The sequence below is a fragment of the Flavobacterium sp. genome (genome assembly GCF_044349645.1).
Lineage (GTDB): Bacteria > Bacteroidota > Bacteroidia > Flavobacteriales > Flavobacteriaceae > Flavobacterium.
Genome location: NZ_JBIKQP010000023.1, coordinates 13,678 through 34,785 on the forward strand (window position 1 = coordinate 13,678; position 21,108 = coordinate 34,785).

22 protein-coding genes are annotated in these 21,108 nt (G+C 31.7%); 15 read left to right on the forward strand and 7 right to left on the reverse strand.

From position 1 onward, the window contains the following. Positions 1–156: 156 nt before the first annotated feature. Entirely contained in the window at positions 157–549 is a 393-nt protein-coding gene (locus tag AC9UFV_RS06235; protein ID WP_509573926.1) for a hypothetical protein, read from the forward strand. Positions 550–734: 185 nt separating this feature from the next. Here AC9UFV_RS06235 and AC9UFV_RS06240 read toward each other — a convergent pair whose 3' ends face one another. Next, positions 735–2,138 carry an FAD-binding oxidoreductase gene (locus tag AC9UFV_RS06240; RefSeq protein ID WP_509573928.1) on the reverse strand — a complete coding sequence of 468 codons (1,404 nt, stop codon included), beginning with the start codon at positions 2,136–2,138 and terminating at the stop codon, positions 735–737. A 258-nt stretch (positions 2,139–2,396) separates the two neighbouring features. Between AC9UFV_RS06240 and AC9UFV_RS06245 the strand changes: the two genes are divergently transcribed. The 6 genes from AC9UFV_RS06245 to AC9UFV_RS06270 all read left to right on the forward strand — a co-directional run bounded on the left by AC9UFV_RS06245 (position 2,397) and on the right by AC9UFV_RS06270 (position 7,599). Next, complete coding sequence (locus tag AC9UFV_RS06245; protein ID WP_509573930.1) at positions 2,397–3,164, forward strand: ParA family protein; 768 nt, start codon at positions 2,397–2,399, stop codon at positions 3,162–3,164. Between the two features lie 3 nt (positions 3,165–3,167). Then, positions 3,168–4,067, forward strand: a complete 900-nt coding sequence (locus AC9UFV_RS06250) for a ParB/RepB/Spo0J family partition protein (protein ID WP_509573932.1) — start codon at positions 3,168–3,170, stop codon at positions 4,065–4,067. Beyond that, entirely contained in the window at positions 4,067–4,627 is a 561-nt protein-coding gene (locus AC9UFV_RS06255) for a DUF5683 domain-containing protein (protein WP_509573934.1), read from the forward strand. The genes AC9UFV_RS06250 and AC9UFV_RS06255 overlap by 1 nt, the downstream gene beginning before the upstream one ends. Beyond that, positions 4,627–5,328, forward strand: coding sequence for a 4-hydroxy-tetrahydrodipicolinate reductase (gene dapB, locus AC9UFV_RS06260; protein ID WP_509573936.1), 702 nt, complete (start codon positions 4,627–4,629; stop codon positions 5,326–5,328). The genes AC9UFV_RS06255 and dapB overlap by 1 nt, the downstream gene beginning before the upstream one ends. A 99-nt stretch (positions 5,329–5,427) precedes the next feature. Then, complete coding sequence (gene lepB / locus AC9UFV_RS06265; protein ID WP_509573938.1) at positions 5,428–6,978, forward strand: signal peptidase I; 1,551 nt, start codon at positions 5,428–5,430, stop codon at positions 6,976–6,978. A gap of 9 nt (positions 6,979–6,987) precedes the next feature. Beyond that, positions 6,988–7,599 (forward strand): WbqC family protein, encoded by a 612-nt coding sequence (locus AC9UFV_RS06270; protein ID WP_509573940.1) that lies wholly within the window; start codon positions 6,988–6,990, stop codon positions 7,597–7,599. On the opposite strand, the gene AC9UFV_RS06275 is transcribed toward AC9UFV_RS06270, so the two are convergent. From AC9UFV_RS06275 to AC9UFV_RS06300, 6 genes are all read right to left on the reverse strand, one after another. Continuing rightward, on the reverse strand, positions 7,600–8,646 hold the full coding sequence (locus tag AC9UFV_RS06275; protein WP_509573942.1) for an endonuclease/exonuclease/phosphatase family protein: 1,047 nt from the start codon (positions 8,644–8,646) through the stop codon (positions 7,600–7,602). It abuts the gene before it with no gap. 12 nt (positions 8,647–8,658) lie between these two features. Continuing rightward, positions 8,659–9,543 (reverse strand): rhomboid family intramembrane serine protease, encoded by an 885-nt coding sequence (locus AC9UFV_RS06280; RefSeq protein WP_509573944.1) that lies wholly within the window; start codon positions 9,541–9,543, stop codon positions 8,659–8,661. Positions 9,544–9,554: 11 nt separating this feature from the next. Then, on the reverse strand, positions 9,555–10,298 hold the full coding sequence (locus AC9UFV_RS06285) for a rhomboid family intramembrane serine protease (RefSeq protein WP_509573946.1): 744 nt from the start codon (positions 10,296–10,298) through the stop codon (positions 9,555–9,557). Continuing rightward, on the reverse strand, positions 10,295–12,136 hold the full coding sequence (mutL, locus tag AC9UFV_RS06290; RefSeq protein ID WP_509573948.1) for a DNA mismatch repair endonuclease MutL: 1,842 nt from the start codon (positions 12,134–12,136) through the stop codon (positions 10,295–10,297). The genes AC9UFV_RS06285 and mutL overlap by 4 nt, the downstream gene beginning before the upstream one ends. Positions 12,137–12,274: 138 nt before the next feature. After that, a complete protein-coding gene (gene ribH, locus AC9UFV_RS06295; RefSeq protein WP_509573950.1) occupies positions 12,275–12,772 on the reverse strand; it encodes a 6,7-dimethyl-8-ribityllumazine synthase in 498 nt (165 codons plus the stop codon). A 49-nt stretch (positions 12,773–12,821) separates the two neighbouring features. Then, positions 12,822–13,598, reverse strand: coding sequence for a hypothetical protein (locus AC9UFV_RS06300; protein WP_509573952.1), 777 nt, complete (start codon positions 13,596–13,598; stop codon positions 12,822–12,824). A gap of 245 nt (positions 13,599–13,843) precedes the next feature. Here AC9UFV_RS06300 and recF point away from each other — a divergent pair, with 245 nt between their 5' ends. The 8 genes from recF to lipA all read left to right on the forward strand — a co-directional run bounded on the left by recF (position 13,844) and on the right by lipA (position 21,093). Then, positions 13,844–14,923 (forward strand): DNA replication/repair protein RecF, encoded by a 1,080-nt coding sequence (gene recF / locus AC9UFV_RS06305; protein WP_509573954.1) that lies wholly within the window; start codon positions 13,844–13,846, stop codon positions 14,921–14,923. Positions 14,924–14,977: 54 nt separating this feature from the next. Continuing rightward, positions 14,978–15,676 carry a thioredoxin domain-containing protein gene (locus tag AC9UFV_RS06310; protein WP_509573956.1) on the forward strand — a complete coding sequence of 233 codons (699 nt, stop codon included), beginning with the start codon at positions 14,978–14,980 and terminating at the stop codon, positions 15,674–15,676. A 3-nt stretch (positions 15,677–15,679) separates the two neighbouring features. Further along, positions 15,680–16,351, forward strand: coding sequence for a DUF2461 domain-containing protein (locus AC9UFV_RS06315; RefSeq protein WP_509573958.1), 672 nt, complete (start codon positions 15,680–15,682; stop codon positions 16,349–16,351). 60 nt (positions 16,352–16,411) lie between these two features. Next, positions 16,412–17,425 (forward strand): UDP-N-acetylmuramate dehydrogenase, encoded by a 1,014-nt coding sequence (gene murB, locus AC9UFV_RS06320; RefSeq protein ID WP_509573960.1) that lies wholly within the window; start codon positions 16,412–16,414, stop codon positions 17,423–17,425. Positions 17,426–17,529: 104 nt separating this feature from the next. Next, positions 17,530–18,636, forward strand: coding sequence for a glycosyltransferase (locus AC9UFV_RS06325; protein ID WP_509573962.1), 1,107 nt, complete (start codon positions 17,530–17,532; stop codon positions 18,634–18,636). Beyond that, a complete protein-coding gene (locus AC9UFV_RS06330) occupies positions 18,627–19,178 on the forward strand; it encodes an RNA polymerase sigma factor (protein ID WP_509573965.1) in 552 nt (183 codons plus the stop codon). Before AC9UFV_RS06325 ends, AC9UFV_RS06330 begins: the two co-directional genes overlap by 10 nt. 113 nt (positions 19,179–19,291) lie before the next feature. Continuing rightward, positions 19,292–20,101: an energy transducer TonB gene (locus AC9UFV_RS06335; protein ID WP_509573968.1), complete on the forward strand. Its 810-nt coding sequence runs from the start codon at positions 19,292–19,294 to the stop codon at positions 20,099–20,101. 122 nt (positions 20,102–20,223) lie between these two features. Then, positions 20,224–21,093: a lipoyl synthase gene (lipA, locus tag AC9UFV_RS06340; protein ID WP_509565504.1), complete on the forward strand. Its 870-nt coding sequence runs from the start codon at positions 20,224–20,226 to the stop codon at positions 21,091–21,093. The last annotated feature ends 15 nt before the right edge of the window (positions 21,094–21,108 follow it).

Here is a 21,108-nt window from a genome sequence, read left to right on the forward strand (position 1 = left end):
ATAAAAAAACTATCATGGCAAAAAGTCAAGACGCTAAAAAAAATACCAAAAAAGAACCTTTGAAAACAGCTAAAGAAAAAAAGGAAGAAAAGCGCGAAAAGAAAAATAGCACTAAAAGAGATTAAATAAGTTTCGTTTTATTTTAGATTATTTTTTATGCCAAACACCGCTACCTATAAATTATTTTTTGACAAAGTAAGAGATAGTATTTTCGACGGAACTTTTGCAAAGTTGACTTTAGCAAAAACGATTGGAAATACGCAATTAATGAATATTTATATCCGAACCAATACAGATGAAATCCAACTTAAATTGGCATTGACTTATAAATTCCAAACGGGAGAAGAAGTGAAAATTGTAACTATTGAAGAAGGTATTATTGAACTTATACCCTACATAAACAATCCATTTTTGTCGGCTATATTGTTTACAACAGAGGCTGACACAATAATGAAATTGAACAAAAAAAGAGTCGCTACTATTTCTGAACAATCGGCTACTTTTAAAAATGCAGATCCAATATTATTAGAGTATTTATCAAAAAGATAACCATTGATAAACTCATAAGATAATAGACGAAGAGATAATAGACTAAAAGATGATGTATATTTTCTTTGCGAACCTTGCGATAACTTTGCGCTCTTTGCGGTTAAAAATTAGAAAATGATTAAAATTAACTACTAAATTTCTTTGTGTTTTTTGAAACCTTTGTTTCTTTTGTGGTGAAAAAAAACTTACAAATTATCGGGAAAAATCTTACCTGGATTTAAAATTCCATTTGGATCGAAAATAGTTTTTATACCTTTCATCATCCTTAAGTGAGATTCACTAAAAGCAATATCCATATAGTTTTTTTGTACAAAACCGATTCCGTGTTCACCAGATAATGTGCCTTTTAAAGAAACGGTTAACTCAAAAATTTCACGGATACCTTTGGTGACTTCGGTGTTCCAATTTTCATCAGACATGTCGCCTTTAATGATATTTACGTGTAAATTCCCATCACCTGCGTGACCGTAACATACCGATTTAAATCCGTATTTTGCTCCGATTTCTTTGATTCCAAATAATAATTTTGGCAACTCGTATCTTGGAACAACCGTATCTTCTTCTTTATAAATTGAATTTGACTTAACGGCTTCGGCAACGCTACGACGCATTTTCCAAAGTAGATTTTTTTGGATTTCAGTATCTGCAAATAGCACTTCATCAATATTGAATTGCTCCACTACTTCCATAATTTTTTCGGCTTCTTGAAAAAGAACATCAGGATAATTTCCATCAACTTCAATCAACAAGTGTGCTTGAACTTGGTCGTTCACTTGTACATTTAAATCAGGGACAAATTTCAAAGTCCAATCAATTGCATCGCGCTCCATAAATTCTAAAGCACTTGGGGTAATTCCAGCTCTAAATATGGCAGAAACCGCTTCACAAGCTTGGTTTGCTTCATAAAAAGGAACCAACATTAAAACGGTGTGATTCACTTTTGGGATTAATTTCATCACAATTTTGGTGATAATTCCGAGTGTTCCTTCACTACCAACCATTAATTGAGTTAGATTATATCCAGTAGAATTTTTCAATGTATTTGCACCTGTCCAAATTATATCGCCATTGGCAAGGACAACTTCAAGATTTAGAACATAATCTTTAGTAACTCCATATTTTACTGCACGCGCACCACCAGCATTTTCGGCAACGTTTCCTCCTATCCAACAACTTCCTAAACTACTTGGATCTGGTGGGTAAAACAAGTCTTTTTCGGCAACTGCTTCCCGCAAAACTTGAGTTATTACTCCAGGTTCAACAACGACTTGTAGATTTTTTTCGTCGATATTGAATATTTTATTGAAACGCTCCATCGACAAACCGATACCTTGATGAACTGATAAAGCGCCGCCACTCAAACCCGTTCTTGCTCCTATTGCGGTGACAGGAATTCCATGAAGATTTGCAATTTTCAAAATTTCGGAGACCTCTTGAGGAGTTTCTGGTTTTAAAACTACTGAGGGAGGAAAAACAAAAGCTTCAGTTTCATCTTTACCGTAATAATTACGTGTTTCTTGATCGGTAAAAACATAAGAATCACCTATGATTTCTTTGAATTTCGATAGTATTTCTGGAGTGATATTCATAAAATAATTTGAATTGTAAATGTAAAAAATATATTAAAAATAAATAGTGTTTTTAATCTAAAAAGTGATTTCAATGAGGAACCTTAGCCCCGATGGAAGGGAAAATCCCTCACTTTTTAGTGAGGATTTGGAATGATAGCGGGAAATTGCTCCAAAAAAAGTTAGTTGAAAAATAAAATAGTTAACAATTGTTAACAAAATAGATTTCTAATAACCATAATAAATTGTATTTTTACGTTTCAAAATTTAAAATTATAAATGGGTAAAATCATTGCTATTGCCAATCAAAAAGGGGGTGTTGGAAAAACAACCACTTCCATTAATTTAGCTGCTTCACTAGGTGTTTTAGAAAAAAAGGTGTTGCTTATCGACGCTGATCCTCAGGCGAATTCAAGTTCGGGTTTAGGAATTGACGTTGAAAACGTGACTATTGGAACCTATCAAATTTTGGAGCACAGCAATAAAGCGGAGGAGGCAATTGTAACAAGTACAGCGCCAAATGTTGATGTGATTCCCGCACATATTGACCTTGTTGCGATCGAGATTGAATTGGTTGACAAGGAAAATAGAGAATATATGTTGAAACAAGCTTTGGAAAGCATCAAGGAGAATTACGATTATATTTTGATTGATTGCGCACCATCGTTGGGACTTTTGACTTTGAATGCTTTAACCGCAGCTAATTCGGTAATTATTCCGATTCAGTGTGAGTATTTTGCCTTAGAAGGTTTGGGGAAATTATTGAATACGATAAAGAGTGTTCAAAAAATTCACAATTCGAATTTGGATATTGAAGGGCTCCTTTTAACGATGTTTGATTCTCGTTTACGATTGTCAAATCAGGTAGTTGAGGAAGTTCAAAAGCATTTTAACGACATGGTTTTTGAAACTATTATTCAAAGAAATGTAAAATTGAGTGAGGCTCCGAGTTATGGGGAAAGTATTATTAATTATGACGCAACGAGTAAAGGAGCGAATAATTATTTGCGATTAGCAGAAGAAATTATTAAGAAAAATAGTAATTAATTTATGGCACAAGCAATAAAGAAACAAGCATTAGGAAGAGGATTATCGGCATTATTGAAAGATCCAGAAAATGATATAAAATCGGTTTCAGATAAGAATGCAGATAAAGTGGTGGGCAATATTGTCGAGCTAGAAATTGACGCTATTGAGATTAATCCATTTCAACCAAGAAGCAATTTTAATGAAGAATCGCTGCAAGAATTGGCGACTTCAATTAAGGAATTGGGAGTAATTCAGCCTATTACTGTTCGTAAAACCGACTTTAATAAATACCAATTAATTTCGGGGGAACGCAGATTACGTGCTTCGAAATTGGCAGGATTAAATGTAGTTCCCGCTTACATTCGAATTGCAAATGACAATGAATCGTTGACAATGGCTTTGGTGGAAAACATACAAAGACACGATTTAGATCCTATAGAAATTGCGTTATCCTACCAAAGATTGATTGATGAAATTCAATTGACACAAGAGCAAATGAGCGAGCGTGTTGGTAAAAAGCGTTCAACAATTGCAAATTACCTTCGATTATTAAAACTTGATCCGATTATTCAAACAGGAATTCGCGATGGTTTTATCTCCATGGGACACGGTCGTGCAATAATTAATATTGAAAATCAAGACATACAAACGAGTATTTACCAAAAAATTGTTAGTCAAAATCTATCCGTAAGAGAAACTGAAACTTTGGTAAAAAACTACCAAGATAGTTTGAAACCTAAATCAGCATCAAAGGCAAAAACCACCAGTTTTGTTATTCCTGCTGAAGCTAATAAAGTGATAACCGATTATTTTGGAGCAAAAGTTGAAGTGAAAGTTGCAGGAAATGGAAAAGGAAAAATCTCAATTCCATTTCATTCTGAGGAAGATTTCAATAGGATTATCAAACTAATTAAAGGATAGTGCAAAAAATCTATTTCATATTTCTTTTGGGATTTTTATTGGGAACTTTAACCAATTACTCCCAAGAAAAAAAGGTTACATTTATGGTAGCTAAAGATACTGTGAAATATAAAGAAATAAACCCTTTATCTCCAGCAAAAGCGGCATTTTATTCGGCTGTTATTCCAGGTTTAGGACAAGCTTATAATAAAAAATATTGGAAAATTCCTTTGGTTTATGGAGGAATTGGAGCTGGATTGTATTACTATAATATCAACAGCAATAAATACAACAGTTATCGTGATGCTTACAAAAGACGTTTGGCAGGTTATCGAGATGACAATTATCAATATTTAGATGATTCCCGATTAATTACAGCACAACAATTTTATCAAAGAAACAGAGATTTATCTTTATTTGTAGCTGTGGTTTTTTATGCTTTAAATATTGTAGATGCTAATATTGATGCGCATTTGATGCAATTTAATGTAAATGACAAATTATCGTTTCGTCCTGAAATTTACAGTGATGAGATTACTTACCAACAAAATTTAGGTCTGACTTTAAACTTCCACTTTTAATGAAAATTGCACTTTTAGGTTACGGAAAAATGGGGCAAGTTATTGAGAAAATAGCATTGCAAAGAGGACATGAAATAGTTGTTAGAAAATCTATTGGGGATTCCTTTGACGGATTAGAAAATGCAACTGTAGCAATCGAATTTAGTGCTCCTGATGCAGCTGTTGAGAACATTTCTGCGGCACTAAATCTTGGTATTCCAGTGATTTCTGGAACTACAGGTTGGTTGCAAGATTATGACAAAATGGTTCAGCTTTGTAATGAAAAAAATAGTGCATTTATCAGTAGTTCTAATTTTAGTTTAGGAGTAAATATTTTCTTTGAATTGAATAGTTATTTGGCCAAAATCATGTCAAAATTTGAAGATTATAAAGTTGGAATTGAAGAAATTCACCACACTCAAAAATTAGATGCCCCAAGCGGAACAGCAATTTCATTAGCTAAAGGCGTAATTGAAAATAGCGATTATAAAAACTGGACTTTAGAAAATCCGAAATCAGATGATATTTTGATCGAAGCAAAGAGAATAGAAAACGTGCCAGGAACGCACACTGTTTCTTATAATTCCAATGTTGACTTAATTGAAATAAAACATTTGGCACACAACAGGGAAGGATTTGCACTTGGTGCAGTAATCGCCGCTGAATGGATTGTTGGTAAAAATGGTGTTTACACTATGAAAGATGTCTTAGAAATTATATAAGAATTAAGTTAAAAAAATAATAAGAAAAACGAATAAATTAAAAAATAATAAGATTTTTGTGTTTCAATTGAAATCTAAAATCTAAAATATAAAATATATATGACACTAATTCAATGGTTTATATTCTTCTTAATTGTTCAAGTAGTTCACTTTTTAGGAACTTGGAAATTATATGAAGCAGCAGGTAGAAAAAAATGGGAAGCTGCAATTCCAGTATATAATGCAGTGGTATTGATGAAAATAATTAATCGTTCGCCATGGTGGACTATTTTATTATTCGTTCCTGTTATTAATCTGATTATGTTTCCTGTTGTGTGGGTTGAGACATTAAGAAGTTTTGGTAAAAACTCAACTTTAGATACAATTTTGGGGATATTTACTTTTGGATTTTATATTTATTATTTAAACTACACTCAAAAGTTAGTCTATATTGAAAACAGAAGTTTGGAACCTTCAACCAAAACTGCAGATACTATTGGATCGTTACTTTACGCCATAGTTGTTGCGACTTTAGTGCATACATATGTGATGCAACCTTATACAATTCCGACTTCCTCATTAGAAAAATCATTATTAGTTGGTGACTTTTTATTTGTGAGTAAATTTCATTATGGTGCCAGAACACCTATGACGCCAATTGCTGCACCAATGGTTCACGATACATTACCTCTAATAAATGTAAAATCCTATTCAAGTTTTCCACAATTGCCTTATTTCCGATTTTTTGCAATGCAAGAAGTAAATAGAGCTGACATTGTGGTATTCAACTGGCCAGCAGATACATTATACAATATGTATAAAACTGCCGATAAAAGATACGACAAACCAATTGACAAAAAAACTAATTATGTGAAACGTTGCGTTGGTATTCCTGGCGATAGTTTGTCTATAAAAGATGGTGTAGTTTATGTAAATGGCAAGATTCTTCCAATGCCTGAACGTTCAAAGCCTCAATATTCTTATAAAATTACCCTTGACGGAAAAACGCCAATTGATTTTGAATACCTTTTTAAGGAAATGAATATTACAGATGGATTTAATTATGTGAGCGAGGCAAAAGACACAATTGGAATTACCGCATTGACTTTTGAAAATGCTGAAAGAATGAAAAACATTCCAGGTATAACTTCAGTAAAAAGAAATATTGATACTGGAAATGAACAAGGAATATTTCCTAATATCAACAAATGGAATCGTGACAATTTCGGTCCAGTTTATATTCCTAAAAAAGGAGCAACAGTTGCTTTAAATACCCAAACTTTGCCATTTTATAAAAAGATAATTGGTGAATATGAAAAAAATGATTTGAAAGTAAATGGAAATGAAATTAGAATTAATGGTGAAATAGCAACTTCTTACACTTTTAAACAAAATTATTATTGGATGATGGGAGACAATCGTCATAATTCCCTTGACGCTAGGTATTTTGGTTATACTCCTGAAGATCACATTGTTGGAAAACCAGTTTTCATTTGGATGAGTTTGGATCCAAATGGAAAAGGATTAAATAAAATTCGTTGGGACAGAATGTTTACTACAGTTAGTGGAGACGGACAACCACAATCTTATTTCAGATACTTCTTATTTGCCTTAATAGGTTATTTTGGAATTAGTTTCTTTGTAAGAAAAAGAAAAGAGAATAAGAATTAAAATTAACAAATGTCCTCTTTATTACTTCCAACTTATTTCCCCTCAATTAGTAATTTTTCGGCCATAGCCAATGCTGATTCTTTGTTATTTGAAGTAGAAGATAATTTTCAAAAGCAAACGAATCGAAATCGAACTTATATTTACAGTCCGAATGGAATTCAGATGCTAAACATACCCATTAAACATAGTAGAGAAAAACATCAAAAAACTAAAGAGGTTAAACTTGAAACGGCTTTCGATTGGCAAAAACAACATTTTAAATCTCTTGAAGCTGCCTATAGAACTTCTCCTTTTTTCGAATATTTTGAAGATGCTTTACTTCCTATATTTACAAAAAAACACACTTTCCTAATGGATTTGAATTTTGAAACTATTGAAATTGTTTCGAAATGCTTGAATATGAAATTAGAATATGAAAAAACAACAGAATATTTTCATGAAGTAAGCGATAGTTTGGATTTTCGCTTTTTAGCAAATGGAAAAAAAGAAGTTGCCAATTTTACTCCCTACACCCAAGTTTTTGGAGAAAAACACGGCTTTATAAATAATTTAAGTGTTTTGGATTTACTTTTTAATGAAGGACGTTTTGCATTAGATTATTTAAAAGAACAAACTCTTTAATTAATCCATTTCTAATCGAGTTAAAACTGGGCTGTGATCTGAATTAATGAACTCAGGGAAACTCGTGAAATTTTTAACTTTCATCACCTTATCGGCAAAAATATAATCGATACGGGCTGGATAATATTTGAAATTATAGGTTTGACCAAAACCAGAACCCGCTTCTTCAAAACAATCATTCAACGACCCTTTTATACTTCTATAAACGTAAGAATAGGCGCTATTGTTCATGTCGCCACAAATGATAATTGGATACTCACAATTCTTTTTGTGGTTCATCAGAATCTCGGCTTGTTGTTGTTGTTTTTTGAATGCTTTACTAATTCGAATAATTAAAAGTTGAGATTTATCTTGGTTAATTCCATCTATATTCTCGGATATTTCATTTACATCAGGTGAAATTTTAATGGATTGTAAGTGCATATTATAAACTCTGATAATGTCTTTCCCTTTCTTAATATCAGCAAAAATAGCGTTGTTATTGGAGTTTGGAAAAACCAAATTTCCTTGATCAATAATTGGATATTTTGAAAAAATAGCTTGTCCCGTTTTAATCTTCTCGCCTTGCATAAAAACATATTGATAAGGATATATTTTCAAATCTAATTTAGCAGCAGTAGAAAACTCTTGAATACAAAGAATGTCAGGATTTTGTTCATTTATAAAATTACGAATTTCGGCAGGAACATTATCGTCATTAAGCCATTTAAATAAATTAAACAGACGAACATTGTAACTCATTACCACAAAATCTTTATCTGATTTAGGCAAGTCGGTTGAAGCAAATTTGTAGAATTTATTAATAAAGGTTATTCCTAATAATAATACAATTGCAGGTAAAAGAATTTGCCTTTTGACTTGGATTCCCCAATAAATAAAGAAAAGTCCATTAAGAATTAAAAATAACGGGAGTATTAATGTTAGCGCAGATAAAATCGGAAATAACTTTGGTGCTAAAAAAGGTAAAACATAAGCAACGAAAGTCAATACAGCCAAAACTATATTAACAACAAACATTATTTTATTTATCCAAGAAAGCTTCTTCATTAAAAATAAATCCTATTGTTTACCTGCCTTAAACAGAAATTCTTTTTCATCTGATGACAAACTATCATATCCTGATTGAGTGATTTTGTCTAATATTTCGTCTATTTGTTGTTGTACTTTATCTTTTGTTACAATTTTAGAAGTTCTCTTTTCTACTGGAGCCTTGTAAGTTCGATGTACTTTTTTAAATGGTTTTGAATTTCTTTTTACAAATATAGATGAAAAAGCATCTATTATTAAAGTGAACCAATTACAAACATCGGTACCCTTTTTTAATAATTGAATGTAAATATAACCAAAAAAAGCACCACCTATATGTGCCAAATGTCCTCCTGTGTTTTCCATTGGTAACTGAAACAAATCTATGACAATTAGTACCAAAGCAATATGCCATAATTTTACATTCCCAAATAGCAATAAACGAATTTTCATTAATGGTGAATACGAAACCGTTGCAAATAATAGTGCCATAACAGAGGCAGAAGCTCCAACCAAAGCAGTATTCACATTTGCTAGAGCAGGAAAAAACATATAACTAAGTAGAAATACAATTCCTGCGAATAGTGAACCCACAAAATACAAACTCAATAATTGCTTTTGGTTAAAAAAGATAAGAAATAATCTACCTGCAAAATTCAACATAATTAAATTAAACAGAATATGTAAAATAGAAGAATGACAAAATGCATAAGAAAATATAGACCATGGTTTCAAAAGTAAATCACTAGGATTTGATGACAAACTAACATAATATAAGTAGTCAATATTGACCTTAAATAGAGGTAAAACTCCGAATACAATACTTGGAAAAGCAAAAAAAGCGATGTTCCAAAATAGTAATTTTGTAAGTACATCACCTATTTTAAATTGCAATTTTAAATCCTCAAGTATACTCATTTACTAAAGTATTAATTCCACCGATTGGCATTAAATTGATTTTTTTTCCAATACCAAACCATTAAAAATCCAAATAAAGCGCCTCCTACGTGTGCAAAATGAGCAATTCCGCCACCAAAAACTGAAAAACCTGTAACTCCAGAAAACAAATCTAAACCTACAATTACAGGTACAAAATACTTAGCTTTTATTGGAATTGGTATAAACATCAATGCCAATTCAGCATTTGGAAACATAAAAGCAAACGCAACTAAGACTCCATAAATTGCTCCAGAAGCACCAACTGCAGGAGTTACAAAAGCGGATGTAAAACTCTCAAAATTAGATTTCGAGAGCAATTCTGTCCATCTTGAATCGTATTTTCCCTCACCCATTATTTTTAATATTTCCTCTTTTGGAATTCCATTTGCAACCAATGCATTCAATCCTTCATGGAAAAAATAGTAGTTTGAGATAATATGAACCAAAGCAGCGCCTAACCCACAAGAGATATAGAAAAATAGGAATTTTTTTGAACCCCACATTTGTTCCAAGGTAGAACCAAATGAGAATAAAGCAAACATATTAAAGAAAATATGCATTACATTTCCATGCATGAACATGTGTGTTAATGGCTGCCAATAATTAAAATCTGGATTTTCTGGATAATATAATGACAAATATTTATAGGCGACATCTCCAAGAAATTGGGTTCCTATAAAAAACAAAATATTAATGATAATTAGTTGCTTAACTACCTCTGTTACATTTCTCATAATGTGAATTTTTTATCAATATCTTCCACACGCATCGTGATGAAAGTTGGTTTTTGAAATGGGGAAACATTAGGGTCTTTACAAGCAAAAAGACCATTTACAAGATTTTCTTGTTCTTTTTCTGTCAGATAGGCACCCGTTTTAACTGCTAAACTCTTCGACATTGATTTTGCAATACTATCATTTTGACTAAAACTAGACTCGGGAATTCCATCACTTAAATCACTCAATAATTGTTCTAACACACTTGAAACTTCATTTTCTGTAACATTTACAGGCAAACCTGTAATAACCAAATGGTCTTCATTACTTGCGTCAAAAACGAAGCCTGTATTGACCAATGAAAGTTGCAATTCTGAAATTAATTTCATCTCACTTTTGGAGAAAAATAAATTTAATGGAAATAATAATTGTTGGCTCGAAGCTTGATGAACCGTCATATTGGTAAGAAATTGCTCGTACAAAACCCTTTGATGAGCACGATTCTGATCTATAATTACCATCCCGGATTTTATAGGATTCACAATATACTTTTTATGAATTTGGTACATCTTATTTGTCGCCTGCTCAATTTCATTTTCATTAAATAATGATCCGGTAACCTCATCACTTTCAAACTCTACATTGCTAATTTCATCTGTATCGTGCTTTAAACCAACGTACAAACTCTCCCAATTTGCGGTATTTTCCGTTTTTCTAGGAGAAGTAAAATGTTTGTTTGGTGTAGCATCCAAAAAGGGATTGAAATTACCGTCTATTTGAATTGTAGGTGTTGCTGCCTCTAGATCTTTATAATTATAGGGGGTATCTAAATTTGAATCTCTATCAAAATCTAAAACTGGAGCAACATTAAATTGACCTAAACTGTGTTTAATTGACGATCTTAATATGGCATAGAGTGCATGTTCATCATCAAATTTAATTTCAGTTTTTGTAGGATGAATATTAATATCAATAGTATTCGGAGGAACATTTAGGTATAAATAATAACTCGGTTGGTTGCTGTCTTTAAGCAATCCTTCGTATGCTGCCATAACTGCGTGATGTAGGTAACCGCTTTTTATGAACCGATCGTTTACAAAGAAAAACTGTTCTCCCCTATTTTTTTTGGCAAATTCTGGCTTACTTACAAATCCCTGAATGGTAACAATTTCAGTTTCTTCATTTACAGGAACGAGTTTTTCATTGGTCTTACCAGAAAAAATATTTACAATTCGTTGTCTAGAATTTGATTGTGGTAAATTGAACAATTCACTACCGTTATGAAAATAAGTAAAATGTATATTTGGGTGTGCCAATGCCACTCTTTGAAATTCATCAATAATATGTCGGTGTTCAACCGTTTCGGATTTCAGAAAATTACGTCGTGCAGGAATATTGAAAAATAAATTCTTTACCGAAAACGAAGTGCCTTTTGGCAAAACAGCCAAATCTTGTGAAACAAATTTACTTCCCTCTATCACAATATGAGTTCCTAACTCTTCTTGATCTTGTTTGGTTTTCATTTCTACATGAGCAATCGCCGCAATAGAAGCTAAAGCTTCTCCGCGAAAACCTTTAGTGTGTAATGAAAATAAATCTTCAGCTTGACGAATTTTAGAAGTTGCATGTCTTTCAAAACACAAGCGAGCATCTGTAACACTCATTCCTTGTCCGTTATCAATAACTTGAACTAGCGATTTTCCAGCGTCTTTAATAATCAATTTAATGTCGGTTGCTTTTGCATCAACTGCATTTTCTAGCAATTCTTTGACTACCGAAGCGGGTCTTTGAACAACTTCTCCTGCCGCAATTTGATTGGCAACGTGATCCGGAAGCAATTGAATTATACTCGACATTAAAATAAATTGTTGTTTAGGGTTATTCGTGAATGCACAAATTTAACTAATTTCTGTTGGCTTTCATACCAAAATTAAAAAAATAAAACCTCTAAAAAGTAGAGGTTTTGTTAAATTGTATAATAAAATTTATATTTTTTATTTCAAAAGGGCTTGCCTTCTTAGATGGGCCATTTTTAAAGCAGCAATCGCGGCTTCAGTTCCTTTATTTCCATGAATTCCTCCACTTCTATCAATAGACTGTTGCTCGTTATTATCGGTCAACAAACAAAAAATTACAGGAACATCATATTTAATATTGAGATCTTTAACTCCTTGTGTTACGCCTTCGCAAACAAATTCGAAGTGCATTGTTTCGCCTTTAATTACACAACCAATTACGATAACAGCATCTAATTTCTCCGTCTCAATCATTTTCTTAGCACCATAAACCAGCTCGAAACTTCCAGGAACATCCCAACGAACAATATTTTCTTTAAGCGCGCCACAATCTAACAAAGCTGCTTCTGCGCCAGAATATAATCCTTCAGTTATTGCTGGGTTCCATTCAGAAACAACAATCCCAAACCGAAAATATTTCGCGCTTGGGATTGTATTCTTATCGTAATTTGATAAATTTTTATTTGCTGTAGCCATCTTATTTAGATTTTAGAATCCGAATTCTGAAATCAGAAATCTAAAACTCTTATTGAGATAAACCAATTAAAGCATCAATGTTAGCAGCTTCTGGAGTTGCTTCATATTTTTCTTTAATTTCAGTGAAATATTTTAACGCATCCGCTTTATTGTTTAATCCTAAAGCTGTTTGTCCAGCTTTTAAAAGAAAACGTGGCGTCGTAAAATCATTTTTATTACTTTCAAATGCTTTTACATAAAATTCCAAAGCTACTTTTGGTTGGTTTTTTTGAGCATGAGCGTCTCCAATTGCACCAATGGCAAGTGTACTCAAAACCATATCTTCCGATTTGAATTTTTCTAAGTAAGAAATAGCTTCATCGTATTTACCAGTGTTCAAATAAGCCATACCTGCATAGTAATTAGCTAAATTCCCTGCATCAGTTCCTTCATATTTTGAAGCGATATCGATGAATCCAAATTTTCCTTCCGAACCCTTAAGTGCAAGGTTATATAAAGAATCGCTTTTGGTTCCTTCAGTTGCTTTTTGGAAATTTTGTTGTGCCAAAAACATTTCGCTAGCTGCATTTTCTTCTTTAGGTTCTGCAACAAATTTTTGAAATAAAACATAACCTACGGTAACTAATGCTATTACAGCTACAACTCCGAAAATTACTTTTTGATTTTTAGCAATAAATTCTTCAGTTTTTGAAGCGGTTTGATCTAATGAATTGAATACGCCAGCAGTAGTGCTGTCTTTTTCATCAATAGTTATATTTTCAACTGGAGTGTCTTTTTCAACTTTTTCTTTTGGGGTTTTATAGCCTCTTTTATTGTACGTTGCCATTATAATTTAAATTAGTGAGTGGCAAAAATAAAATTTTTATTCAAACTGTCATAAAAAAAATGCGTTTAAATTCAAATAAAAGTAACATTTTTTAGATAAGGAGATGCTTTTAATCAAAATAGAAAAATATTTAGAATTCAAATTGATAAAAATGTGGATTTATCGATAATTTTCAATAATTTGCACCAGTATTATAAAAACAAAATTAGAAATTAAAATCTCTCCTATTCTACCCTTTTTACAGAATGTATCTTAAAAAAATTTCTTTATTCAATTATAAAAATTTTTCGGAAGTCAATTTCGATTTTGACAACAAAATAAATTGTTTTGTTGGTAAAAATGGTATTGGCAAAACCAATGTTTTAGATGCTATTTTTCATTTGTCCCATGGAAAAAGTTATTTCAATCCGTTGGCTGTTCAAAATATAAAACATGGAGAAGAGTTTTTTGTAATTGAAGGCGAATTTGAGAAAAATGAAAGATCCGAAATCGTAATTTGTAGTTTAAAAAAAGGGCAGAAAAAAATTCTAAAACGCAACGGAAAGCAATACGATAAATTTTCAGAACATATTGGATTTATCCCATTAGTAATTATTTCTCCAGCCGATAGAGATTTGATTGTGGAAGGCAGTGAAACTAGAAGAAAATTCGTGGATACTGTAATTTCTCAATTGGATTCTACCTATTTAAATCAGTTAATTCAATACCAAAAAACACTAAGTCAGCGTAATGCATTGTTAAAATATTTTGCATTAAATCAGGTTTTTGAAACAGACACTTTATCAATTTACAATCAACAATTGGATGAATTGGGTAAAATAATTTTTGAAAAAAGAAAAGGATTTTTAGCCGATTTCGTTCCCATTTTCAACAAACACCATCAAACGATTACTGGTTCTGCTGAAACGGTGCAATTGGTCTATGAAAGTCAATTGTTTGAGAAAGATTTGTTACAACTATTACAAGAAAGCATCAATAAAGACAGGGTTTTACAATATACAAGTGCTGGAATTCATAAAGACGATTTGTCATTTGAAATTGATCATTATCCAATAAAAAAATTCGGATCACAAGGCCAGCAAAAATCATTTCTAATCGCTTTGAAATTGGCACAATTTGAATTTGTGAAAAAGAATTCAGGTGAAAATCCTATTTTGTTATTTGATGATATTTTCGATAAGTTAGACGAAACTCGTGTTGGAAAAATAATAGAAATGGTCAATAATTCAGATTTCGGACAGCTATTCATTTCAGATACTCATCCAGAACGAACAGAAACAATAATAAAATCAACCCATCAGAGCTATAAAATATTTAACTTATAATTATTGTAAAACCCATAATTATAAATTTTCTTTACTTTAATCAAAATTACTAATATGAAAAAAGCCTTTATCAATTTACTATTTATCGGATTTCTATTCACAAGTTGCAACGGACAAACGAATGCCAACTATGAATCAATTGCAGCAGTGAATTTTGCTGAAAAAATTAAAACTACTCCTCAAGCTGCAATTATTGACGTTCGTTCTCCTGAAGAATTTGCCGGTCAGCATATTGATAACGCTATAAACATCGATTGGAACGGCGATAATTTTGATGGAAAAATTGGAAAATACGACAAGTCAAAACCAATATTTGTTTATTGTATGAGTGGCGGAAGAAGTAAAAAAGCTGCAGAAAAGTTATCAGAATTGGGATTCACTAAAATATATGAATTACAAGGTGGAATTATGAAGTGGAATGCCGCTGGATTGTCTGTTCCAAGTGATAAAATAATTGGAATGTGTAGCCAAGAATACAACGAACTATTAAATACTGATAAAATTGTTCTTATTGATTTTTATGCTGAATGGTGCGCTCCTTGCAAGAAAATGACTCCTTTCTTAATTAAAATGCAAAAAGAAATGGCCGATAAAGTGACCATTGTAAGGTTGAACGCTGATGAAAATAAAACGCTAATTTCTCAATTAAAAATTGAAGAACTTCCAACTTTATTTATTTATAAAGACAATAAAATTTTATGGAAACATTCGGGTTTTATTAGTGAAGAAGATTTGACAAAAAAATTACAATAAATCATGCTTTCAAATAAATCATTACAATTTCTTGAAGATTTAAAATCCAATAACAATAGAGATTGGTTTTTAGACAACAAAAAGCGATACGAAGAATACAAAAAAGAATACCAATCATTAATTCAAAGTTTTTTAGAAATTTTGAAGCCACAAGATGCCAGTTTGGAACTTTTAGAAGTTAAGAACTGCACTTTTAGAATCAATCGAGACATACGTTTTTCAAAAAATAAAGATCCTTATAAAACCCACATGGGAATTTGGATGAATACTAACCATGGGAATAACAATGGTCCGGGTTACTACATTCATATTGAAAAAGGAAATTGTTTTTTTGCCGGGGGAATGTATGGCCCAGAAAATGAAGATTTAAGAAAAATCCGAAAAGAAATCGCCTTCTTTTATGAGGATTTGGAAGCTATTTTAGGGGATCCAAAATTCAAAAAAGTTTATTCAGGTTTGAATATTACCGAAACCAATTCCTTAAAAAACGGACCTAAAGATTTTGAAAAAGACCATCCAGCAATTGAATTTTTAAAACTTAAAAGTTTCGTTTCTATTCATAAATTTGATGATTCTGAAGTAACAAAACCTACTTTTGTCAAGGATACCTCAGCTAAATTAATTCTTTTGAAACCACTTTTAGAGTTTTTAAATCGGGGGTTATTTACAGAATAAAATAATATAAATTTAAATTGGTTTAAAGTACCTTTGCTCTATACTATTAATGTTATAAAAATGGAAATTCAAAATCATTTTTCTTTAAGAAACTACAATACTTTTGGCATAGAAGCCAATGCAAAAGAATTTGTCGCAGTTCATTCGATTGAGGAACTAGAAACAGTATTAACTGAAAATAAATCAAAAAAGAAGTTTATTTTAGGTGGTGGAAGCAACATGCTATTAACAAAAGATATTGATGCTTTGGTAATCCATATTGATTTAAAAGGAAAAAAAATAGTTGAGGAAAATGATGATTTCGTATGGGTAGAAAGTCAAGCAGGTGAAAATTGGCATGAGTTTGTTATGTGGACAATTGACAAAAATTTTGGTGGTCTCGAAAACATGTCGTTGATCCCAGGAAATGTAGGAACTACTCCAGTTCAAAATATCGGGGCTTATGGAACTGAGATTAAAGATACCTTCGTTTCTTGTTCAGCAATGAAAATTGACTCAATGGAAATGAGGAGTTTCAGCAATGCAGAATGTCATTTTGGCTATCGTGAAAGTATTTTCAAGAATGAAGTTAAAGACCAATACATCATCACTTCTGTGATTTTCAAATTGACAAAACGCAATCACAAAATAAATATTTCCTATGGAGATATAACTGCTGAATTAGATAAATTAAATATCAAAACCCCTACTTTGAAAGATGTAAGTAATGCAGTAATTACAATTCGTCAAAGTAAATTACCCGATCCAAAGGTGCTTGGAAATAGCGGAAGTTTCTTTAAAAATCCAATTGTATTGAAAACTGATTTTGAACCAATTCATAAAAAATTTCCTGAAATGAAATATTACGAAATTTCAGAAACAGAAGTAAAAGTTCCAGCTGGATGGCTAATTGAACAAGCAGGATTTAAAGGAAAACGATTTGGCGATGCTGGTATTCATAAAAACCAAGCTTTAGTTCTTGTAAATTATGGTAATGCCACTGGACAAGAAATAGTAAATGTATCAATAGAAATTCAAGAAACCATTTTTCTAAAATTTGGAATCCACATTGAAGCTGAAGTAAACATTATTTAATTTAAATTTATTCGATTTTTTTTATTTTAAATGCTAAATCAGTGTTTGAAAATCCTATTTGAATTCATACCTTTGCACACATCAAAAAAAGAGGAAAATCAGATATGTTAATCACGTTATTTTACATTTTTATTGTTATTGTTGCGGTGCAACTTTTTTATTATACCATCGTATTTTCTAAATTTTCTTTTGCAAAAAATCAAAAAATAACTCCAAAAAGAATTCCAATTTCTGTAATCGTTTGTGCTAAAAATGAAGAGGAAAATGTGGTTAAGTTCATTCCTTTATTGGCTGAACAAAGTTACCCTGACTTTGAAATTATATTAATTGACGATGCTTCTAGCGATGCAACTCTTGATATTTTTGAAGAATTTGAAAAACAATATTCAAATGTAAAAGTGGTAAAAGTGGTCAATAACGAAGCTTTTTGGGGCAATAAGAAATTCGCTTTAACCCTAGGAATCAAAGCGGCAACAAAAGACTATTTACTTTTTACAGATGCCGATTGCTACCCAACTTCAAAAGATTGGATCACATTAATGAGTTCTCAGTTTACATTACACAAAACCTTTGTTTTGGGTTACGGCGGATATGAAAAAGTGAAAGGTTCCTTTTTAAATAAAATAATACGTTTCGATTCATTACTTAATGCAACTCAATATTTTTCTTGGGCAAAAATCGGTCGTCCTTACATGGGAGTTGGAAGAAATTTAGCTTATAAAAAAGACGAGTTTTTTAAAGTTAATGGCTTTATTGATCACATGAAAATACGATCTGGCGACGATGATTTATTTGTTAACCAAGCGAGTAAAGGCACCAATACAACATGTTGCTATGCCGCAGATAGTTTTACTTATTGCGCACCAAAAACTAATTACGCCGATTGGAAAGCTTTAAAACAACGTCATGTTGCCACAGCTTCTTTCTACAAACCTTTTGACAGAATTCAACTTTCGGTATTTTTTATATCGCAAATTTTGTTTTTTATTGTTCCAATAGTACTTCTAGCTTTTCAATACCAATGGATAATTGTTTTGAGTTTAATCGGTTTTAGATACTTATTTACTTGGATTGTTCTAGGATTTTCAGCGGGGAAATTGAAGGAAAAAGATGTAATGTATTGGTACCCAATTATTGAGATTGCATTTTTATTCACCCAAATGAATATATTTGTATCCAACAGTTTCTCAAAACCAGTACATTGGAAATAAATAACACCATTGAAAAAGCAAAATTAGGCGATCAAGTTGCCTTCACTTTTCTATTGGATTTTTATTGGAATGAAGTCTACGGATTTATGCTTAAGCGAACCGAAAACGAGGCAGATGCCGAAGACATCACTATTGAAACTTTCTCAAAAGCATTTGATAAAATAGCTACTTACAACTCTGAATTTCAATTTAATACTTGGTTAATTGCTATTGCAAAAAATGTCTACATCGATATTTTGCGTAAGAAAAAAGCTTCGTTTTTTATTGAAATTACCGATAATGAAGATTATCGTGCTTATAATGTTGCTGATTCAACTCCTTCAGCAGAAGATAAATTGATTACCGAACAAAATTTATCTCAATTGTTACAATATATTAAAGAATTAAAACCTCATTATCAAGAAGTAATTCAGTTGCGTTATTTTCAAGAATTAAGTTACCAAGAAATTGCAAATCAACTAGATGAGCCATTAAGCAACGTAAAAGTAAAAATTCTTAGAGCTAAAAAATTACTTGCTGAAATTATCCAAACTAAAGGATAAATTTATAATTCAAAATAAACCTGGTTTTTAACAATATCATATTGGCATTTATCGTTATAAGGTAAAAGCCAATATTATGATGTAATACTACCTAACCATTAAAACTCAAAATTATGTCTAAAGTTAGTATTTATGAAAACGGGTGGACTAACCTAGTTTTCGAAGGAAAAAATAAAGAATATGGCGCTTATCAATTGAGAAAAAACGACTCTGAAACAACCATTACAGCCTTCTTTTTCGGATTATTATTTATTATTTCAATTTCTGGTATAGCATTTTTACTAAGTTCATTTAATACAAAAGAGGTAATTAAGGAAAAGCCAATCGTGTATCCTGATGTACATCTTGTGAAATTTGATCATAAAAAAATTGAAGAACCGAAAAAAGCAGTTGCACCAATTGAAAAGAAAAAACCTGAAATAATTAATTCTAAAAAAGATTTAATTAATCCAACAATTGTAAGATACGAGCCTATTGATGACGTAAATAAAACAAAAGACATTGGGAAAACAGCTCCACTAGATACTGGTTCATCCACAGGAACTATAAATGAAATACCTGTGAACACAGGCGGTTCAATAAATGCAAGTACAACAAAAACTGATGAACCTGTTACCACAAATAACTTAGACAAACTTCCAGAGTTTCCAGGTGGAATTAATAAGTTTTATTCCTATGTAGGTAATAATTTTGAGAAACCTGAAATTGAAGGAGAGCAAACAATTAGTGTTTACGTAGCTTTTATAATTGAAGAAGACGGAACGATGTCAAATATCAAAGTAACTCGAGATCCTGGTTATGGACTAGGAAAAGAAGCAGTTCGAGTACTAAAATCACTAAAAACAAAGTGGACACCAGGAATAGTTGGTGGTCATGCGGTTCGAACTTCCTACTACTTGCCTATAACTGTAAGATTAGAATAATAAGACTTTTATATTGATGTTAAAAATTCGGTTTTTGATTAGTAATTTATTAACGAATTACGAGTCAAAAACCGTTTTTTTAATTACTACTTTCCGTATATTTGCACCATAAAATCCCGATTATGGAATCTGTTTTAGAAAATGTACTTCCTACAGGAAAGCCAAAATGGCTAAAAGTAAAATTACCAATTGGTCAAAAATATACCGAACTTCGAGGTTTAGTTGATAAATACAAACTAAACACCATTTGCACTTCAGGTAGTTGCCCAAACATGGGTGAATGTTGGGGCGAAGGAACGGCTACTTTTATGATTCTTGGAAATATTTGTACGCGTTCTTGTGGATTTTGTGGAGTTAAAACTGGTAGACCAGAAACGGTAGATTGGGATGAACCTGAAAAAGTTGCTCGTTCAATAAAAATAATGAATATAAAACATGCTGTTATTACAAGCGTTGACAGAGACGATTTAAAAGATGGCGGATCAATTATTTGGATTGAAACTATAAAAGCGATTCGTAGAATGAATCCCTCAACTACATTAGAAACATTGATTCCTGATTTTCAAGGAATTGAAAGAAATATTGATCGAATTGTTGAAGCCAATCCTGAAGTGGTATCCCATAATATAGAAACCGTTCGTCGATTAACGCGTGAGGTTCGTATTCAAGCAAAATACGATCGTAGTATGGAAGTTTTAAGATACCTAAAAGAAAAGGGAATCAACAGAACTAAATCGGGAATTATGCTTGGTTTGGGTGAATCTGAAGAGGAAGTGTTCCAAACATTAAGAGATTTGCGTCAAGCAAATGTTGATGTGGTTACCATCGGACAATACCTGCAACCTAGCAAAAAACACTTGCCTGTAAAGGAATTTATTACTCCGGAGCAATTTGCAAAATACGAACAATTCGGACTAGAATTAGGTTTCCGTCATGTAGAAAGCGGTCCGTTAGTACGTTCTTCATATAAAGCTCAAAAACATATTCTTTAGAAAATTAAATTTGTT